At 67.9% G+C, this 17,832-nt stretch carries 20 protein-coding genes and 1 tRNA gene; 10 read left to right on the forward strand and 11 right to left on the reverse strand.

Going from position 1 to position 17,832, the window contains the following annotated elements; translation table 11 throughout:
* Window positions 1-7: 7 nt before the first annotated feature.
* The 3 genes from BM349_RS17230 to BM349_RS17240 form a co-directional block, all read right to left on the reverse strand.
* Window positions 8-262 carry a DUF3892 domain-containing protein gene (locus BM349_RS17230; RefSeq protein ID WP_175525350.1) on the reverse strand — a complete coding sequence of 85 codons (255 nt, stop codon included), beginning with the start codon at window positions 260-262 and terminating at the stop codon, window positions 8-10.
* Window positions 263-541: 279 nt separating this feature from the next.
* Window positions 542-1,102 (reverse strand): hypothetical protein, encoded by a 561-nt coding sequence (locus BM349_RS17235; RefSeq protein ID WP_091708717.1) that lies wholly within the window; start codon window positions 1,100-1,102, stop codon window positions 542-544.
* A 46-nt stretch (window positions 1,103-1,148) separates the two neighbouring features.
* Window positions 1,149-1,661, reverse strand: coding sequence for a Panacea domain-containing protein (locus BM349_RS17240; protein ID WP_175525351.1), 513 nt, complete (start codon window positions 1,659-1,661; stop codon window positions 1,149-1,151).
* Between the two features lie 919 nt (window positions 1,662-2,580).
* Here BM349_RS17240 and BM349_RS17250 point away from each other — a divergent pair.
* Window positions 2,581-2,976 carry a hypothetical protein gene (locus tag BM349_RS17250; RefSeq protein ID WP_091708721.1) on the forward strand — a complete coding sequence of 132 codons (396 nt, stop codon included), beginning with the start codon at window positions 2,581-2,583 and terminating at the stop codon, window positions 2,974-2,976.
* A gap of 15 nt (window positions 2,977-2,991) precedes the next feature.
* Here BM349_RS17250 and BM349_RS17255 read toward each other — a convergent pair whose 3' ends face one another.
* Complete coding sequence (locus tag BM349_RS17255) at window positions 2,992-3,975, reverse strand: EamA family transporter (RefSeq protein ID WP_091709477.1); 984 nt, start codon at window positions 3,973-3,975, stop codon at window positions 2,992-2,994.
* Between the two features lie 58 nt (window positions 3,976-4,033).
* Between BM349_RS17255 and BM349_RS17260 the strand changes: the two genes are divergently transcribed.
* Genes BM349_RS17260 through BM349_RS17275 form a run of 4 tightly spaced genes read left to right on the forward strand, consistent with a single transcriptional unit; the run spans window position 4,034 to window position 8,130 of the window.
* Window positions 4,034-6,382: an MMPL family transporter gene (locus tag BM349_RS17260; RefSeq protein WP_091708723.1), complete on the forward strand. Its 2,349-nt coding sequence runs from the start codon at window positions 4,034-4,036 to the stop codon at window positions 6,380-6,382.
* On the forward strand, window positions 6,379-6,957 hold the full coding sequence (locus tag BM349_RS17265) for an isochorismatase family protein (RefSeq protein ID WP_091708725.1): 579 nt from the start codon (window positions 6,379-6,381) through the stop codon (window positions 6,955-6,957). Before BM349_RS17260 ends, BM349_RS17265 begins: the two co-directional genes overlap by 4 nt.
* A complete protein-coding gene (locus BM349_RS17270; protein WP_091708727.1) occupies window positions 6,950-7,483 on the forward strand; it encodes a GNAT family N-acetyltransferase in 534 nt (177 codons plus the stop codon). The genes BM349_RS17265 and BM349_RS17270 overlap by 8 nt, the downstream gene beginning before the upstream one ends.
* Window positions 7,480-8,130, forward strand: a complete 651-nt coding sequence (locus tag BM349_RS17275) for a DNA alkylation repair protein (protein ID WP_175525352.1) — start codon at window positions 7,480-7,482, stop codon at window positions 8,128-8,130. Before BM349_RS17270 ends, BM349_RS17275 begins: the two co-directional genes overlap by 4 nt.
* 48 nt (window positions 8,131-8,178) lie before the next feature.
* Here the strand turns inward: BM349_RS17275 and BM349_RS17280 are convergent.
* Together BM349_RS17280 and BM349_RS17285 are read right to left on the reverse strand one after the other, a co-directional pair.
* Window positions 8,179-8,251: transfer RNA gene (locus tag BM349_RS17280), tRNA-Lys, on the reverse strand.
* Between the two features lie 217 nt (window positions 8,252-8,468).
* Window positions 8,469-9,128, reverse strand: a complete 660-nt coding sequence (locus tag BM349_RS17285; protein WP_091708731.1) for a fasciclin domain-containing protein — start codon at window positions 9,126-9,128, stop codon at window positions 8,469-8,471.
* 268 nt (window positions 9,129-9,396) lie between these two features.
* Between BM349_RS17285 and sigK the strand changes: the two genes are divergently transcribed.
* The 4 genes from sigK (at window position 9,397) to BM349_RS17305 (ending at window position 12,578) form a co-directional block, all read left to right on the forward strand.
* On the forward strand, window positions 9,397-9,999 hold the full coding sequence (sigK, locus tag BM349_RS17290; RefSeq protein WP_091708733.1) for an ECF RNA polymerase sigma factor SigK: 603 nt from the start codon (window positions 9,397-9,399) through the stop codon (window positions 9,997-9,999).
* Window positions 9,996-10,775, forward strand: coding sequence for an anti-sigma factor (locus BM349_RS17295; RefSeq protein ID WP_091708736.1), 780 nt, complete (start codon window positions 9,996-9,998; stop codon window positions 10,773-10,775). The genes sigK and BM349_RS17295 overlap by 4 nt, the downstream gene beginning before the upstream one ends.
* A gap of 30 nt (window positions 10,776-10,805) precedes the next feature.
* The gene (locus BM349_RS17300; protein WP_091709480.1) at window positions 10,806-11,444 is read left to right on the forward strand and encodes a DNA-directed RNA polymerase subunit beta; all 639 of its coding nucleotides are present in this window, start codon (window positions 10,806-10,808) and stop codon (window positions 11,442-11,444) included.
* A 249-nt stretch (window positions 11,445-11,693) separates the two neighbouring features.
* Entirely contained in the window at window positions 11,694-12,578 is an 885-nt protein-coding gene (locus BM349_RS17305; protein ID WP_091708738.1) for an aminodeoxychorismate lyase, read from the forward strand.
* A gap of 5 nt (window positions 12,579-12,583) precedes the next feature.
* Here BM349_RS17305 and BM349_RS17310 read toward each other — a convergent pair whose 3' ends face one another.
* Complete coding sequence (locus tag BM349_RS17310) at window positions 12,584-13,048, reverse strand: DUF2867 domain-containing protein (RefSeq protein WP_091708739.1); 465 nt, start codon at window positions 13,046-13,048, stop codon at window positions 12,584-12,586.
* 80 nt (window positions 13,049-13,128) lie between these two features.
* On the opposite strand from BM349_RS17310, the gene BM349_RS17315 reads away from it, so the two are divergent.
* On the forward strand, window positions 13,129-13,686 hold the full coding sequence (locus tag BM349_RS17315; protein ID WP_175525353.1) for a TetR/AcrR family transcriptional regulator: 558 nt from the start codon (window positions 13,129-13,131) through the stop codon (window positions 13,684-13,686).
* Between the two features lie 16 nt (window positions 13,687-13,702).
* Here the strand turns inward: BM349_RS17315 and pstB are convergent, their stop codons facing one another.
* The 4 genes from pstB to pstS form a co-directional block, all read right to left on the reverse strand.
* Window positions 13,703-14,482 (reverse strand): phosphate ABC transporter ATP-binding protein PstB, encoded by a 780-nt coding sequence (gene pstB / locus BM349_RS17320; protein WP_091708744.1) that lies wholly within the window; start codon window positions 14,480-14,482, stop codon window positions 13,703-13,705.
* A gap of 22 nt (window positions 14,483-14,504) precedes the next feature.
* Window positions 14,505-15,599 carry a phosphate ABC transporter permease PstA gene (gene pstA, locus BM349_RS17325; protein WP_091708747.1) on the reverse strand — a complete coding sequence of 365 codons (1,095 nt, stop codon included), beginning with the start codon at window positions 15,597-15,599 and terminating at the stop codon, window positions 14,505-14,507.
* Window position 15,600: 1 nt separating this feature from the next.
* Window positions 15,601-16,581, reverse strand: a complete 981-nt coding sequence (gene pstC / locus BM349_RS17330) for a phosphate ABC transporter permease subunit PstC (protein ID WP_091708749.1) — start codon at window positions 16,579-16,581, stop codon at window positions 15,601-15,603.
* Window positions 16,582-16,657: 76 nt separating this feature from the next.
* Window positions 16,658-17,758: a phosphate ABC transporter substrate-binding protein PstS gene (pstS, locus tag BM349_RS17335; RefSeq protein WP_091708751.1), complete on the reverse strand. Its 1,101-nt coding sequence runs from the start codon at window positions 17,756-17,758 to the stop codon at window positions 16,658-16,660.
* Between the last annotated feature and the right edge of the window lie 74 nt (window positions 17,759-17,832).

Raw genomic sequence — 17,832 nt, forward strand, 5'->3', positions numbered from 1 at the left:
CTCTCCGTTACAGGGGCGGCAGGTTGTCCAGGTTGTTCTTCGTCGTGGTGTCCGCCGTCGTCTTGAGGAACTTTCGTCCGGTGGAAGTCTGGGCGACGTAGACGTCGGCGCGCTGCGGGCAGTTGACGTAGAACGTGTTGGTGTGCGACTCGATCGAGGCGACGACCTGTGCAACGGTCCAATCCCACTGGCCCCATACTCCGACTTGGGTAATGTCGCCGTTCCGGTCTTTCCGGACATTCTTGATCTCGGCATCTGCCACGACGTTCTCCGCTCGTTCCGTCTTCGCTCGCTGCGAACTCGGGTCCAGAGTGGCAGGCGCCTCCGACATCGCAGCCACGCGGTGGAGTCGCTGACCGTTGCACGCAAACCGATGGCACTCGGGCTCGCAGTCTGCTCCTCCTCCCTTCACCCGGTCCGCTGGCGCGGCGGCATGCGGATCAGGGAGGACATGCGTGATCACGATGACACCAGCGGAGCCGACATACGGGGCTGATCAAGGAGCGGGCATGCGCGGGTGGGGTGCCCCTGGACCCGCGATTCAGTGTCCGAGCATCCTCTTGAATGCCGTCGCCCGCGCGAGGGCACGATGCCTGAGAACCCAGTCCCGTGGGTGCAACACGTCGATAAGGCCCGGAAGATTGGCCCGCAAGAAGTGCCCGTCACGTGTCAGGCAATAGCGGTCGTAGTAGACCGCCTCGTGCCCACCATCTCGCACGGTCGCGTAGACGCAACCGTCTTCATGATCGAGTGGAGGTGTTCCGTAGGAAATGGGGACATCGCCGATTGACCCTCCGTTCGTGCAAAAGATCAGATCTCCGACCAATTCGTCGACGAGGGCCTGCGCGTTCTCGCTCGACCATCCGAGCCCGCGATTTCGTTCATCCTGAGCCCTCGTGGGCTGAGATGCCTTTAGGGCGACGAGATAGTCAATATGGTCGCTCGTCCACACCTCGACGGAACATCCATCGGGCATGACACCGCTACGTAGGGCAGCGATAGCGAGCAAACTGTCGCCAGGGTCTGCGGCTAGTGTGGCCTCGAACTTCTCCCACGTAAACGGCTCTCCCAGCTCGCGTGCGATGTCCAGGTAGATATTCACGTCGAGGACGATGAGTACTCGCCCCTCAGATAGCGGGGGCTGGGGGTTAGGCACTCCGCCGCATGCGAGATGGCGTAAAAGTCGCGCGCGCGTAGGCGTGAAGATCTTCGGACTCGTAGCCCAATTGGCCGCGGCCAACAACTTGTGGCTCGCGCTTTGGTGGAGCGTCGTTCATCGACATTGCGCACGATAAGTAATCAACCCAGGCCTGTCCGAGTCGATCGTTCGGTATGACCGTGTCACGTTCATTTCGGGAGTAATACTCTTCCCAAGGCCCGTTGGCATGGCTGAGCGTCCAAAGCTGAGAGGCGCTCAGCTCACCCGCCACATTCCACACCTCGTCGATCATCTGCTCGATGGCCGGCGGTACCGGATCTTGCGAGTGACGTGAGGGAACCACCTCGCTGATGGAGTCGCTCCCGAAGCGCTTGTACGACCCGTACAGCGGTTTGATCGCGGGGCCGTTCTTCCAAGCTTGAACGTCCTCACGGAAAGCCTCGTTGCCTGTGGCGTACACGGACAAGCTCTGCACGAGCGTGACGAGCTTCTGCAGCTTCATGTTTGATACGGGTACGCCAGAGGCGTGGGCGCGCTGAAGAACCTTCGCAGCGATTGCCGCAGCAGACGTCGCAGTCATTGGTGGCCCCTCAAGTACCTGCGTCACAACCAGGCTCCAGTATCCCGGTCAACACAGAACATACAGGGTAAACCCGGGTGGACGATGGATATTCCCTTCGAAGAACCTCGCGGATGGACGTCCCTCGTCACTCCGTCGCTCTGGCCCACGGGTGGCGGACACAACGCAGTGATCGGGCAGCAGCTGCTCACCATCCCGTTCGGAGCCCGACCGTCGAGCGTCCCGCATGTCCCGGCATACGAAGTCGAGCCCACGCGAAGAGTCGCAGGCCGTCCCGCAGTTGTCTGGCCAGAGGGCCGAACGATAGCCCGCGCGAATCATCAATCGAGCGCCGACAAACGCACGCCAGGTTCCTGCATCGCGCGATGCCCGCTTGAGGGTGGGTGTCCGACACATCCGGTTGGTCCGATGAACGGACGGTGCGGGAAGGGCCCGGCTTCGAATGAGATGCCCGGAAGCCCGGCGCGATGAACTGCTCGATGAGCGGGCGCTTACCGTTACATAAACAAGCGACTCGCACGTCGGACACTTGTTGGACACATGTGAACCGATCCAGGGCAAGCTGGCTCGAAGTGTCCGATAAGATCGTCAGCACATCAAGTTCATCAGGAATCGGCAAACCCCAGATGAGACGAGGTGAATCGAGACGAAGGTCTCGATGTGGCCGCTTCACCAGACTTGGCTGAAGAACCTGCTCGTAATGAGAAGGTCGAGAGTTCGATTCTCTCAGGTGGCTCAGAGTCGGTCAGGGGTCGCTTCGGCGGCCCCTGACCTGTACAGGCCGGTGGCCCTGATCTAGATCAGCGAGAAGCTGGAACGCAGACAGAGGTGGATCAGCGACATGAACGCAGCGTTCGACGCCGTGATCGAGATCTTCACCTGGGTCGGGTTCGGTGCCGGCGCGCTGCTGGCCGGTGTGGCGCTGGTCGCGTACCTCCTCGACGGGACGTGGGTTCCGGCACGCGCGGTCGTTGAGACGACCGACCATGGCAAGGTCGTGCGCTGGTTCGACGAGGACGGCGGAGTGAACGAGGCGGCACTGAGCCACGAGCAGCTGCGCGTGGTCGGCGAAGCCGGCATGTACGACCTCTACACGCGGCGCGGATGGCGCAATCGCATGCGGCTGACGCGGCACTCGCCGCTCGTACGCTCGATCGCGCTGCTGTCGGCCGGACTCATCGCCCTCGGCGTCGTCGCCCTCGTCATCTCGCTGCTGCTGCTCTTCACGCGCGGCTGACCCGTCGCGGCGGCCTCACGCGAGGGCGAGCATTCCTCCGGCGGTCAGCGCCAGCGCCAGCCCCACCCACTGGACCACGGCGACGCGCTCGCGGAGCACGATCGCCGCGAGCAGGATCGTCCCCGCGGGGTACAGTGCGGTCAGCGCCGACACGATCGACAGGTCGCCCATGCGCAGCGCGAGCAGCATGACCGCGTTCGCCGCGGCATCCACCGCTCCGCAGCTGATCGCGAACCACCACGCGCGCGTTCGCGACGTGACCACGCCGACGGGTGCCGGAGCCACGCCGACGGGCGCCGGAGCGACACCGGCGTGCTCGAGGTCGGCGTGACCCGATGGAGTGGCGCCGACCGCCACGCCGGCCACGTCGAGCACCGAGCCTGCACTGCGGCCCTTGCGGAGAGCGCCGATGATCAGCGCGCCGATGATGACGAAGGTGATCACCAGGTTCGTCACACGGGTCATCACCAGCGGCACGAGTCCGCTCTCCGGGCTGGTCTGATCGATGACGATGAGGAACGCCCCGATCGACACGCCCGCGCCGACGGCCATCAGGAGGCCTCGCACGCTCGGGCGGACCACCCGCTCACCGGGGATGAAGCCGACCAGCACGACGGCCACGAGCGCGACGCCGAGGCCGGCGTAGCCGATCGGGGAGAGCGTCTCGCCGTTGACGAGGAGACCCCACAGCATCGGGGCGATCGCCGAGACCACCGCCGTCAGCGGCGACAGGATGCTCATCGGTCCGATCGCGAGGCACGCGTACAGCAGCGCGACCGCGATCACCCCGAAGACCCCGGCCAGCGCGCCCCACGCCACGTCCTCCAGCGTCCAGGTTCCGCCGATGAAAGGCAGCAGGAGCGCGAGGAAGACGAGTCCGGATGCCGCAGCTGCGGCCGTGACCACGATCGAGCGCAGGCGCTTGGCTGCCAGGCCCCCGAGGAAGTCGGCGGCGCCGTAGACGATGGCGCCGACGAAGGCGAGGACGGCGGAGAGCATGATCACCCCAGCCTAGGGAGGTTGCGCGACACTCCATTTCGCTAGATAAGCTAGCGATATGAACCTCACGCGATCCGATCAGCGTCAGCCGACCAGGTGGCTGAGGGTCGGCATCCCCGTTCTCCTCGTGCTGATCTGGCTGATCGGAGGATCGATCGGGGGTCCGTACTTCGGGAAGGTCGACGAGGTCGCGACGAACAACCAGTCCTCGTTCCTGCCGGAGAGCGCCGACGCGACGCAGGTGAGCGAGCGCCTCCCGGACTTCCTCGGCGACGACACGATCCCGGCGGTCGTCGTCATCGCCGGAGAGACGACCCTCACCGAGGGGGAGCTCGCCGATCTGCAGACCCTCAGCGACGACATCGCGGCCATCGACGGAGTGCTCGATGGGGTCTCGCCGCCGATCCCGTCCGAAGACGGCGAAGCGGTGCAGATCTTCGTCCCGATCGACTCATCGGGCGAGGTGCGCGTGGTCGTCGAGGAGATCCGCGCGATGGTCGCGGAGCAGCTGCCCAGCACGCTGCAGGGCTGGGTGACGGGTCCGGCCGGCTTCACCGCCGACCTCGTCAAGGGGTTCCTCGGCATCGACGGACTGCTCCTGCTCGTGGCGCTGATCGCGGTGTTCATCATCCTGGTGATCGTCTACCGATCACCGCTGCTGCCGATCCTCGTGCTGCTCACGTCGGTGTTCGCGCTGTGCGTGGCACTGCTGACGGTTTGGTGGCTGGCGTACGCCCAGATCGTGGTACTCAACGGTCAGGTGCAGGGCATCCTGTTCATCCTGGTGATCGGCGCGGCCACCGACTACGCCCTCCTGTACGTCGCCCGTTTCCGTGAGGCGATCGGCACCGGAGCGCGGCGATGGGAGGCCACGACACGGGCGTGGCGCGGCGCGTTCGAGCCGATCATCGCGTCGGGCGGCACCGTGATCGCGGGTCTGCTGTGTCTGCTGCTGTCCGATCTCGCGACCAACCGCGCGCTCGGACCCATCGCGTCGATCGGCATCGCGTTCTCGGTGCTGTCCGCCCTCACCTTCCTCCCGGCGCTGCTCGCGCTGTTCGGCAAGGCGGCGTTCTGGCCGTTCATCCCCAAGCACGGCATGGTGGCGATCCCCGACGATCTGACCGCCCCGGTCAAGGGCTTCTGGCCGCGCCAGGCACGATTCGTCGCCCGGCATGCGCGACCCGTCTGGGTCGTCAGCACGATCGTGCTGCTTGTCGCCGCGGCAGGACTGCTCCAGCTGAAGGCCGACGGCGTGCCCTCCAGTGACCTCGTGCTGGGCCAGTCCGAGGCGAGGGACGGGCAGGTCGTTCTGGCCGAGCACTTCCCGGCGGGATCGGGCAGCCCGGTGTACGTGATCGTCCCCGAAGCGGACATCGTGGAGACGGTCGAGGTCATGAGCGACAGCGACGGCATCGAGTCCGTCGCGGCGGCATCCGAGGATTCGCCGACGGGACAGGCCGCCGTGGCTGTGGAGGGCGGCGAAGCCGTGTACACCGCCGCCGGACCCCCTGGGGCGACCGCGCCGGCGCCGACCGTGTCGGACGGCGATGTGCTCCTGATCGGAACGCTGACGGATGCCGCTGACTCGGTCTCGGCCGAGGACACGGTGCGCGAGCTGCGCACGAGTCTCGACGACGCGCTCGGCACGGGGGTCGCACTCGTCGGCGGCGTGACCGCGACCGACATCGACTCGAACGACACGTCCATCCGCGACCGGTCGACCATCATCCCGGTGGTGCTGCTGGTGATCCTGCTGATCCTCATGCTGCTGCTGCGGGCGGTCCTCGCGCCGGTCCTGCTGATCCTGAGTGTCATCCTGTCGTTCGCCGCGGCGCTGGGCGTGAGCGCGCTCGTGTTCGACCACGTGCTCGGCTTCCCCGGGGCCGACCCGGCGGTGCCGCTGTACGGATTCGTCTTCCTGGTTGCCCTGGGAGTCGACTACAACATCTTCCTGATGTCCCGGGTGCGGGAGGAGTCGCTCGTGCACGGCACGCGCCACGGCATCCTGCGCGGACTCGTGGCGACGGGTGGAGTCATCACGTCGGCGGGGCTCGTGCTCGCGGCGACCTTCGCCGCGCTCGGTGTGATCCCGATCCTGTTCCTCGCGCAGATCGCGTTCATCGTCGCGTTCGGGGTGCTGCTGGACACGTTCATCGTCCGGTCGCTGCTCGTCCCCGCCGTGACCTACGACATCGGCCGGGCCATCTGGTGGCCCTCGAAGCTGTGGCGAGCCGGTGTCGAGGTCGGCGCCCCCTCAGTCCACGAGCCGGCGGTGGGCGGGCCGGCGGTCGCTGAGCCCGCGGTCGCTGAGCCCGCCATCGCCGAGCCGGTCGAGGCGGCGTCTTCACCGGAGCCCGAGCATCCGCTCACGCGTGCCGAGTACCGTCGTACGCTCGATTCATGACCCGGGCGCTGTTCATCGTCGACGTGCAGAACGACTTCACCGAGGAGGGCGCGCTCGCCGTGGCGGGCGGCGACGCGGTCGCGCTGCGGATCAACAGCTTCCTGGAGGGCCACGCCGGCGACTACGAGATCATCGTCGCCTCGCGGGACTGGCACGACGCCGACAACGACAACGGCGGGCATTTCTCCGCCGAACCGGACTTCATCGACACCTGGCCGCCGCACTGCGTGGAGCACACCTACGGCGCGGAGTACGAGGAGGTCTTCGACACGTCGTACGTGACGCACCACCTCAAGAAGGGCCAGGGACGACCGGCGTACTCGCTGTTCGAAGGCATCGCCGACGACGGCACCACAGCAGAAGAGCTGCTCGAGTCGTACGGCATCATCGAGATCGACGTCGTCGGCCTCGCCACCGACTACTGCGTGCGCGCCTCGGCGCTGGACGCGATCGAGCACGGCCGCCACGTGCGGGTCTTCACAGATCTGGTCGAAGGCGTTCATCCGGAATCCAGCGCGAAGGCGCTCGCCGAGATCGCCCACGCCGGCGCGGAGCTGATCGAGTCCGGTGTCTGAGCCCGCTGTCGTGCGTCGGGTTCGCCTCGGCGAATCCGCACGGGTCCGCAGCATCCGCCTCGAGGCGCTGCACGACCCGGCGGCCGACATCGCATTCCTCGAGAGTCGCGAGGACGCGGAGCGTCGGCCGGGCGCCTTCTGGGATGAGCGCACTGCAGGGGTCGCCATCAGCGAGACGGCGGCCCAGTTCGTCGCCGAGCTCGGTCGGGATTGGGTCGGCACCGTGACCGTGCTCGCTCCGGACCCCGGCGGCGTGGACTACTTCGGGCGTGCGATCCTCGCGCACCGCGCCCTCGTGGTCTCGGTGTACGTCCGTCCGTCCCAACGGGCCCGAGGCTTACTCGACGCGCTGATGGATGCCGCCGGTGACTGGGCGCGCAGCGGCGGGAAGACCGAGCTCGCCCTCGACGTCCATGAGGCGAACGCGCGCGCGCAGCGCGCCTACACGCGGCTCGGATTCGTCGCCACGGGCCGCACCTCCGACGGCCCGAACGGCGTCGAGCTCGAAATGGTGCGCGCGCTGTGACGGGGACAGCAGCCGATGTGCGGGCGGCGCTCGAGGCCGCGGCATCCGTCGACGAGCGCGCGAAGATCCAGAAGCGGATGACCGATGAGGTCACCGTCGTGATCGGCGTGCGCATGGGCGCGGTGTTCGAGATCGCCAAGGCGAACACCGCGATGCCACTGACCGAGGTCGATCGGCTCCTCGACTCGGACGGCTACGAGGAGCGGATGGTCGCGGTCAGCATCCTCGACTTCAGGGCCCGCGCGCGCAACGCCGACCGCGCGGCGCTCTACGAGCTGTGGATGCGGCGACTCGATCGCATCGATACGTGGGACTACATCGATCGATCGGCGCCGCGCGTGATCGGCTGGTACCTGCTGGACAAGCCGCGCGACGTCCTCTTCGAGCTCGCGCGATCCGAGAACCGCTGGCATCGTCGCACCGCGATCACGGCGGCGTTCTGGATCATCCGTGCCGGCGACCTGGACGATCCCCTCGCCCTCTGCGAGATCCTGGCGGCCGATTCTGAGCACCTCGTGCAGACGAACGTCGGTGTCGCCCTGCGCGAGATCGGGCGGATCGATCGCGCCCGGCTCGAGGAGTTCCTCGAGCGGCGCGGGGACGACCTGTCGGCGCAGGCGCGGCGCACGGCACGCACAGCCTTGTGATCAAGAAAGCAGAAGGGACGCCGCTGACGCGACGTCCCTTCGTGCTCGTGGGCCCCGTGGGGCTCGAACCCACGACCCGCGGATTAAAAGTCCGATGCTCTACCGACTGAGCTAGAGGCCCTCGGCATCCAGCCTACTTCGGCCCGGCGGGTCGCCAGGAGCACGCACACCCGCAGGGAACAGAACGACCGCCGACGCCACCTCGCAGGCGTCGGCGGTCGCACCGCCCCCACTGGGGCTGTCGCCCCAGACCCCCGGCGTGCTGACGCACGCCACCAAGTCCCCGGCGTGCTTGCGCACGCCCCCCGGGGACACCCGGCCGAAGCCGGGAGTCTTGATTACTGAGCCGGCGGCATCAGCACCGTGTCGATGAGGTACACGGTCGCGTTGGCGGTCTGGACGCCACCGCAGATGACTGCGGCCTGGCCGTTGACCATGATGTCGTCGCCGCTGCCGGTGACCTCGAGGTCGGCGCCGTTCACCGTGGTGTGCGTGCCGTCGATGTCGTCGGGCAGGATCTGGCCGGGCACCACGTGGTACGTCAGGATCGACGTCAGCAGCGCGCTGTCGGTCTTGAGAACCTCGATCGTGCCGGCGTCGATCTTCGCGAATGCGTCGTCGACCGGAGCGAAGACGGTGAACTCGTCACCGTTGAGGGTGTCGACGAGGTCGACGTCCGGGTTCAGTCCGCCCGAGACCGCTGCCGTGAGCGTGGTCAGGATCGGGTTGTTGGATGCGGCGGTTGCCACCGGGTCCTGCGCCATGCCGGCGACCGAGCCGGCACCGTCGGGGACGGCCTCGGCGTATGCCGCGCAGCCGGAGCCGACGAGGTTGGCCGCCGGGTCCATCTCGGCCTCGGGCGCCATCGTCTCCTCGGCGGCGGGCGGGGCGGAAGTCTCTTCCGTGGTGCCACTCGACGCAGGCGACGAACACGCGCTGAGAACGATTGCGGCGGCGACGGCCAGGGGTCCGAGCAGATACAGCTTCTTGCGGGACATCTTGTCCTCCTAGGTTTTGCGACGCCGATGTGGCGTTGCAGGTCCAGTGGTGCTGTGGCCACTCGAAGCGGCCTACACGGTGTCTTCGGCGCCCTCGTCGGATCGGATGGGAGATTTCCCGCATCCGATCGGAAACGCCCTCCGGACAATCCGGAACGGGGCCCGCGTCGCACAAGAGGCACACCCGCGCGGTCGGCGGAGCGATGCTGTATCACGATGCGACTGTCAACCCTCGCGTCGCGTGCGCTCGCGCGGAAGGTACTAGGGCATGCTGGTTGACGTGGTGATCGATGGCGTGGACGTGCCCGAAGAGGGCGCGAACCCCGTCGACCACGCCGGCGAACTGCTGCTTCGGGTCGCCGGGGGCGATCAGACCGCGTTCGCGCAGCTGTACGACATGCTCTCGCCGCGGGCCTTCGGTCTGATCCTGCGCGTCCTGGTCGACCGCTCGCAGAGCGAGGAAGTCCTCCAGGAGGTGTTCCTCGAGATCTGGCAATCCGCGTCGCGCTTTGCTCCGAACAAGGGTCAGGGGAGATCGTGGGTACTCACAATCGCACATCGCCGGGCGGTGGACCGCGTGCGGTCCGCACAGGCGAGTACCGATCGTGACGTGCGGGCGGGCTTCCGAGACATCGACGTGGCACACGACGGCGTCGCCGAAGAAGTGGAACTCCGGATCGAAGGTCAGCGCGTCTCAGAGGCGCTCGCGACCCTCCCCGATCCGCAGCGAGAGGCCATCACCCTCGCGTATTTCGGGGGTTACAGTCAGAGCGAGATCGCGGCACTCGTGGGAGCGCCGCTGGGAACGGTCAAGACGAGGATGCGGGACGGCTTGTCCCGCCTTCGGGTGGAAATGGGGGTGACATCGTGAACGAGCAGGAGTTCGCCGAATTGGCGGCCGGCCATGCCTTGAATGCGCTGTCGCCCGATGACACGAGAGCTTTCGAGACCGCGCGTCGACAGCATCCGGAATGGGAGCATCACGTGACAGCGGATGCCGATACAGCCGCCATGCTCGCCGACAGCGTCTCCGACGTCGCGCCGCCACCTGCCCTGCGTGCGGCCCTGCTGGCACAGATCGCGGAGGGGCCCTCCGCTGCAGCCGGCTCCGCCGATGACGCGGCCGCCGCTCCAGCGCTTCGCGCCGACCGCCGCACCGCGCCGGCGGCCGAGCCGGCGACGCCACGCCGCTGGGGTGCGCGTGCCTGGTTCGCCCTGGCCGCATCCATCGCAATCCTGGTCGGCGTCGGCTGGGGAGCCGTGTTCGTGAGCGAGCAGCTCAACACTCCGGCATCCGTCGTCGCCCTCGATCAGATCGAATCGGCGCCGGACGCACAGTCCCAGACCGTGACCCTCGATGACGGGGGCGAAGTGACCGCGCACTGGTCGGAGTCGGTCGGCAAGGCCGTGCTCGTCTCGGACGGTCTGCCCACGATCGCCGATGACCAGAGCTATGAGCTGTGGTTCGTGCGCGACGGGGCCGCGATCTCCGCAGGCACCTTCACAGCCGACGACGGCGCCGCCACGGCCCTGCTGGACGGCGCGATGGAAGCGGGCGACGTGATCGCCGTCACGGTCGAACAGGCGGGCGGTTCGCCCACGGGTCAGCCGACATCCGATCCGATCGTGGCGATCGCGACAGCCTGATCGATCTCCCTCGCCGGGTAGCCTGGAATGGTGAGCGACGAATCGAGGGAGTTCCACAAACCAGTGCGACGGCCGGCCGAGCTCTTCGACCGCAGGTTCGCAGCCGAGGATCCCGCGGAGGTCTCGCGGGTCGCGCACTCCACCGCGCAGGCGCTGCTGGCGCGTGCACGGACCGACCCAGACGGAGAGATCGTCGAGCGGCTCGTGGCGTTCACGTCCGAGCACGGCATCGACGACATCGCCGAGCTCTGGTCGCGCTCGCCCTCCCGCTCGCTGCCCGGCGCGCTCTGGCGCCTCTACCTGATCCAGCTGATGATCCACGACGATCCTCAGACGGCAGCGCTGCTGTACGAGCGCGGGCGGCTCGAGATCGCCTCGGTCGATCCGGTCGTCGCAGGGGCGCCGACCCCGGCCGGCCCCGACGAGCTCGTCGATCTGGTCGACACGATCCTGCGGGGACTGTTCCAGGGAGACTTCGCGGTCGCGCTCGATCGGGCCGCTGCGTTCAGCCGTGTGCAGGCGTCGGGTGCGAGCCACCTCGCCGACGACTACGAGGCGACCGAGCCGGAGCGGGCTTCCGCCCTCACCACCCGTGCGCTGCGTCTGGCTGACTACGCGACCGACCTGACGGCATGTGCCGCGCTCTGGAGGCGCGAGTCGCTGTCCTGAAGTCGCAGACGCGCCGACGTGAAGGTCTCGATGCGGCGATCCGCGCCGGCCTGACCTGAACCGAATGCGATCGATCCTGGGCATCGATCCGCGCGGCGTCGATGGTGCCGGGCCGCAGAACGCCTCTCGGCGCGGAGCCGCTCGCAGCGGCAGAAGATGGAGCCCGGGGTTACTGCGGCCCGGCTGTTCCAGTGTAACCGAGGGCCCCGCGCGGGCATTCCCCTCCACCCCGATCGGTAGGCTCGTGGGATGGCCTGGCGCTTCGCCCTGATGATCGACCCTGCGGCATCCGACGACCCCCGCACCGACTATGCGTCGACGTTCTCGACCGTCGACCCGACTGCGCCCGCGCTGAGCGTCGGCGAGCTCAGCACCCAGCGCGGCGACGGCATCTTCGAGTCGGTCGGCGTCATCGACGGCCACGCGCAGGAGGTCCAGGCGCACCTGGACCGACTGGTCCACTCGGCCGAGATCTGCGACCTCCCCGTCCCGCAGGTGGAGCAGTGGCGCCAGGCGGTTGCGCTGGCCGCCGAGCACTGCGGACCGGGGGAGAGCGTCATCAAGCTGATCCTTAGCCGGGGCGTCGAGCACGGTCCCGCGCCCACCGCCTGGGTCACCGCCGCGCCCGCGGCCGACTTCTCGAAGCCTCGCGCTGCCGGCGTCAGGGTCGTGACCCTCGACCGCGGCTACGCCAGCGACGTGCCCGCGCGCGCACCCTGGCTCCTCCTCGGCGCGAAGACGCTGTCGTACGCGGTCAACATGGCAGCGATCCGCGAGGCGAAGAGACGCGGGGCGGACGACGCGATCTTCGTGTCGTCGGACGGCGTCGTGCTCGAGGCGCCGACCGCCTCGATCATCCTCCGCTTCGGCGACTCGTTCGTCACGCCCGCCCCGACGGGCGGCATCCTGCAGGGAACCACCCAGCTGAGCGCCTTCGCGTGGCTCGAGGAGCAAGGTCTGCACACCGAGTACCGCGACGTCCACACGCCCGAGCTGTCTCGAGCGGATGCTGCGTGGCTCGTATCCTCCGTGCGCCTGGCCGCACCGATCTCCGAGATCGACGGCACCCCGCTGCCAGTCGACTCGGAGTTCACCGGCCGCCTCAACGCGTACCTGCTGAGTCCGCGGGACTGACCGCGTCAGGTGCGCGTCACGCCGGACAGGGACCGGCGGGAGCGGCCGATCATGCCGCGCACCACGAACGGCAGCATCGCGCGCACCGGCCACGACCACCGCTGGACGTGGGCTCCCTTGAAGCGCACGGCGGTCACCACCCGGACCAGCGCGGCATCCTCGTCCACCCCCACGCCCACGCGCAGGTCGAGCAGACGTGCGTCCATCGCCACGAGCGCCTCGTCTCCCGAGACCTGACCGACCTGGAACGCGTCGCACCACTGCGGCCGCCCGAGTCTGGCATCCAGCATCCGCCGCGCCCACAGCAACCACGACACCGGGCGGGGGAGCGAGCGCGGCGAGAACAGGTTGCGCGCCCACGCGGCCGGGTCGGCGGTGGCATGCGCGGGCAGCACATCGACTGCGACGTGCGTGTAGTCGGGATCGGTGATCTCGGCCAGCGCGAGAGACCAGAAGACAGGCTGTCTCATGTCGAATCCTCCATGACCGCCAGGCGTAGCATACGCCACCGTACGGTCGTGGTTCAGAGACTATACGGTAGAGTATGTTCATGGCAAGGCTCACGCGCGACGACTGGATCGACGCAGCGTACTCGCGCTTCCGCGACGGCGGCATCAGTGCCGTCAGCGTGGAGGCGGTCGCTCGCGATCTGGGCGCGACGAAGGGCTCGTTCTACTGGCACTTCGCCGATCGGGGCGCGCTCGTGGACGCCGTGCTGGCACGGTGGGAGGACCTCGAGACCGAGCGTCTGATCGAGCTCGTCGAGCAGGTCGAGGACCCGTCCGAACGACTGGCGAAGCTGCTCGAGGTGATCGCCCATCGCACCACGGAGCGCAGCGGGGAACGGACGCTGTTCGCCGAGGCATCCGCCCTGAACATCACGGACGTGGTCTCGCGGGCGTCGGAGCGCCGCGTTTCATACACCGCGCACCTGCTCGAGGGCGTCGGCCTCAAGCCGGCGGACGCACGTCGCCGCGCGGTGATCGTCGTGGCCGCCGTGGTGGGCTACCAGCAGCTGGTGGCCGGCGGCTGGGAGCCGGGCGAGGACGCCGAGCCGCGCGCGCTCATCGAGACGCTCTTCGCGATCGTGACGCCGAGCGCGATCTGACCCGCTGCGCGACGGTCTACCCGAAGCGACCCGAGACGTAGTCCTCGGTCGCCTGCACGCTCGGGGTGGTGAAGATCGAGCGGGTGTCGTCGTACTCGATGAGCTTGCCGGGCTTGCCGGTGCCGGCGATGTTGAAGAACGCGGTGCGATCGGAGACGCGCGAGGCCTGCTGCATGTTGTGCGTCACGATCACGATCGTGTACTCGTTCTTCAGCTCGCCGATCAGCTCTTCGATCGCATAGGTCGAGATCGGGTCCAGGGCCGAGCAGGGCTCGTCCATCAGCAGCACCTGCGGCGACACCGCGATCGCGCGCGCGATGCACAGGCGCTGCTGCTGTCCGCCGGACAGGCCCGAGCCGGGCTTGTCGAGGCGGTCCTTGACCTCGTTCCAGAGGTTCGCGCCCGTGAGCGACTGCTCGACGAGGGCATCGGCATCCGACTTCGAGATGCGCCGGTTGTTGAGCTTCACGCCCGCCAGCACGTTCTCCTTGATCGACATCGTGGGGAAGGGGTTGGGGCGCTGGAAGACCATGCCGACCTGGCGGCGCACCGCGACCGGGTCCACACCCGGACCGTAGAGGTCGTCGCCGTCCAGGAGGACCTCGCCCTCGACGCGCGCGTTCGGGATGACCTCGTGCATGCGGTTGAGGGTGCGCAGGAACGTGGACTTGCCGCAGCCGGAAGGTCCGATGAACGCGGTGACGCTGCGCGGCTCGATGGAGAGGGAGACACCCTCGACGGCCATGAAGTCGCCGTAGTAGACGTTGAGGTCGTTGACTTCGATGCTCTTGGACATGGTGTTCGATTCCTTAGGTCGCTCAGCGACCGGTCTTGGGGGAGAAGATCTTGGCGACGAGGCGGGCCGCGAGGTTGAGGACCATCACGATGAGGATGAGGGTCAGTGCCGCCGCCCAGGCGCGGTCGAGGTACGCCTCAGGGGGGATGCCCTGGTTCGCGTACTGCGTGTAGGTGAAGACCGGAAGGGTCTGCATCCGGCCGCTGAAGAGGTCGTAGTTCATCGAGTCGGTGAAGCCCGCCGTGATCAGCAGCGGCGCGGTCTCGCCGATCACGCGGGAGATCGACAACATGATGCCTGTCGTGATGCCCGCGATCGCGGTCGGCATGACGACCTTGACTACCGTCAGCCACTTGGGAACGCCCAGTGCGTACGACGCCTCACGCAGCTCGTTGGGCACGAGGCGGAGCATCTCCTCGCTCGAGCGCACGACGACCGGGATCATCAGCACCGACAGCGCCACGGAACCCATGAAGCCCATCCGGATGCCCGGACCGAAGAAGAGCGCGAAGAGCGCATAGGCGAACAGGCCGGCCACGATCGACGGGATGCCGGTCATGACGTCCACGAGGAACGTGATGCCACGCGCGAGTCGCTTGCCCTCACCGTATTCGACGAGGTAGACGGACGTCATCAGTCCGATCGGGATCGAGATCACCGCTGCCGCGGCGGTGATCAGGATCGTGCCGACGATCGCGTGCAAGGCCCCACCGCCCTCGCCGACGACGTTGCGCATCGACGAGGAGAAGAACAGGATGTCCATCCGGGCGATGCCGTTGACCAGCACCGTCCACGCCACCGAGACGAGTGGGACCATGGCGATCAGGAACGCGGAGCTGACGACCCCGGTGACGAGCCGGTCGACGGCCTTGCGGGCGCCTTCGACGATCGCTGAGGTCACGTAGATCACGATCAGGTAGACCAGCGCCGCCGAGACGAGCCAGCCGCCGTAGTTCAGGTCGCCGCCGGCGGCGCCGGCCATGACCAGGAACACGGCGAGCATCGCGATGAGCGAGGCGCCGAGCAGGGCCCACGGAACCCATGCCGCCAGGCGACCGCTTCGCAGCGTGTCGGGCGTGCCCGTCAGAGGCGCGGGGGAGGGAGCAGTGATGGTCATATCAGTTCGCTCCCGAGAATTCTTTACGGCGGTTCACGATCCACCGCGCGACCGCGTTGACCAGGAAGGTGACCACGAACAGGATGAGGCCGGTCGCGATCAGCACGTTGATGTTCGTGCCGAAGGCCTCGGGGAACGTGAGCGCGATGTTCGCGGCGATCGTCGATGGGTTGGTCGAGGTGAACAGCTGCAATGTGATGGTCCCCGTCGCGGAGAGCACCATGGCGACCGCCATGGTCTCGCCGAGCGCGCGGCCGAGGCCGAGCATGGATGCCGAGACGATCCCGGAGCGGCCGAACGGCAGAACGGCGATGCGGATCATCTCCCACCGTGTTGCTCCGAGGGCCAGCGCGGCCTCCTCGTGGAGGACCGGCGTCTGCAGGAAGATCTCGCGGCAGATCGCGGTGATGATCGGCACGACCATGACGGCCAGCACGATCGCGGCGGTGAAGATCGTGCGTCCGGTCGCGGACACCTCACCGGCGAAGAGGGGGAACCAGCCCATGTTCGCGTTGAGCCAGGCGTACACGGGCTGCACGGCCGGCGCGAGCACGAGGATGCCCCAAAGGCCGAACACGACCGACGGGACCGCCGCCAGCAGGTCGACGATGTAGCCGAGTGTCTGCGCGATTCGGCGCGGTGCGTAGTGCGTGATGAACAGCGCCACGCCGAGTGAAAGCGGCACGGCCATCAGGAGCGCGAGGAGCGCCGCCCAGATCGTGCCGAACAGCAGCGGCCAGACGTAGTCCCAGAAGTTCGTGGTGATCAGCGACGCTTCGCTGCTGCCGGCCCCCAGGGCCGGGATCGACTGGATGATGAGGAAGAACGCGACAGCCGCAAGCGTGGCGAGGATCATCGAGCCGGCGAAGAGCGCCGAGCCGGAGAACCACAGGTCGCCGGGGCGCTGCTTGGCCTTCCCGCGCGGATCCGGTGCCAGCGGGTCGGGAGCCTGCGGCTCGGGTGGCGCGGAAGTCGTGGTCATGTCTGCTTCCTGGATCGGGGGAGTGCGGGGTGAGGCCCCGGGCCGACGTTACCGTCGACCCGGGGCCGCAGGGAGACTACTTGATCGCGTCGACCGCGGCCTGGGACTGCTCAGCCAGGGTGGCGGAGATCGGCGCGCTGCCGGCGGCTTCGGCCGCGGCCTGCTGGCCGGCCTCGCTGATCGCGGTGGTGAAGAATCCCTTGACCAGTGCGGCGGCCGCGGGGTCCGCGTACTCGACGCAGCCGATGAGGTAGCTCACGAGCATGACCGGGTATGCGCCGGCCTCGGTCGTGGTGCGGTCGATCTCGAACGCGAGGTCGGTCGATGCGCGGCCCTCGGCCAGCGGGGATGCGTCCAGAGCGATCGCCGCACCGTCAGCCGACGGCTCGACCCACTCTTCGCCCACCTGGACGTTGACGCTCGAAAGGTCCGCGGTCTGCGAGTGGTCGGCGTAGCCGATCGTGCCGTTGCCGCCCTTGATCGCGTTGACGACGCCCGAGGTGCCCTGTGCTGCTTCGCCAGCCTGGATCGGCCATTCCTCGACCGAACCGTAGGTCCAGACGGACTCGGCCGTCTGCGCCAGGTAGTCGGTGAAGTTGGCGGTCGTGCCCGACTTGTCGGAGCGGTGAACCGGCGTGATCGCGAGGTCGGGCAGCGTGACGCCGTCGTTCGTCGCGGCGATGGCCGGGTCGTTCCAGTTGGTGATCGTTCCGGCGAAGATGCCGGCGATCGTCGCGGGGTCGAGGTCGAGCGAATCGACGCCCTCGAGGTTGAACGCGATCGCGATCGGCGAGACGTAGGCGGGGATCTCGACGAGGTCGGAGCCCTCGACGCATGCGTCGAACGGACCGGCCTCGATCTCCTCGGCCTTGAAGGCGCGGTCGGAGCCGGCGAACTGCACCGCTCCCGACTGGAACGACTCGCGCCCGGTGCCCGAGCCCTGCGGGTCGTAGTTGACGGTCACATCCGGGTTGGCACCCTGGAATTCGGCGGTCCACGCCTGGACTGCGACCTGCTGGGACGTGGCGCCGGAGCCGTTGAGCGTGCCGGCGAGGACGGGGGCGTCGCTTGCTGACGGCGACGTGGTGCCGCCGGCCTCGTTCGAGGCGCAGGCGGAGAGCGTAAGGGCCGCGATTGCGGCGACAGCGCCCAGCTGGGCGATGCGGGAGATCTTCACTGTGTGAATCCTTCACGGGTCAGGGTATGAGTCCGGTGCAGGACTCGCTCTGAAACGTAGACAGCGACTCTTAA

The organism is Microbacterium sp. cf046 (assembly GCF_900114345.1).
GTDB lineage: Bacteria > Actinomycetota > Actinomycetes > Actinomycetales > Microbacteriaceae > Microbacterium.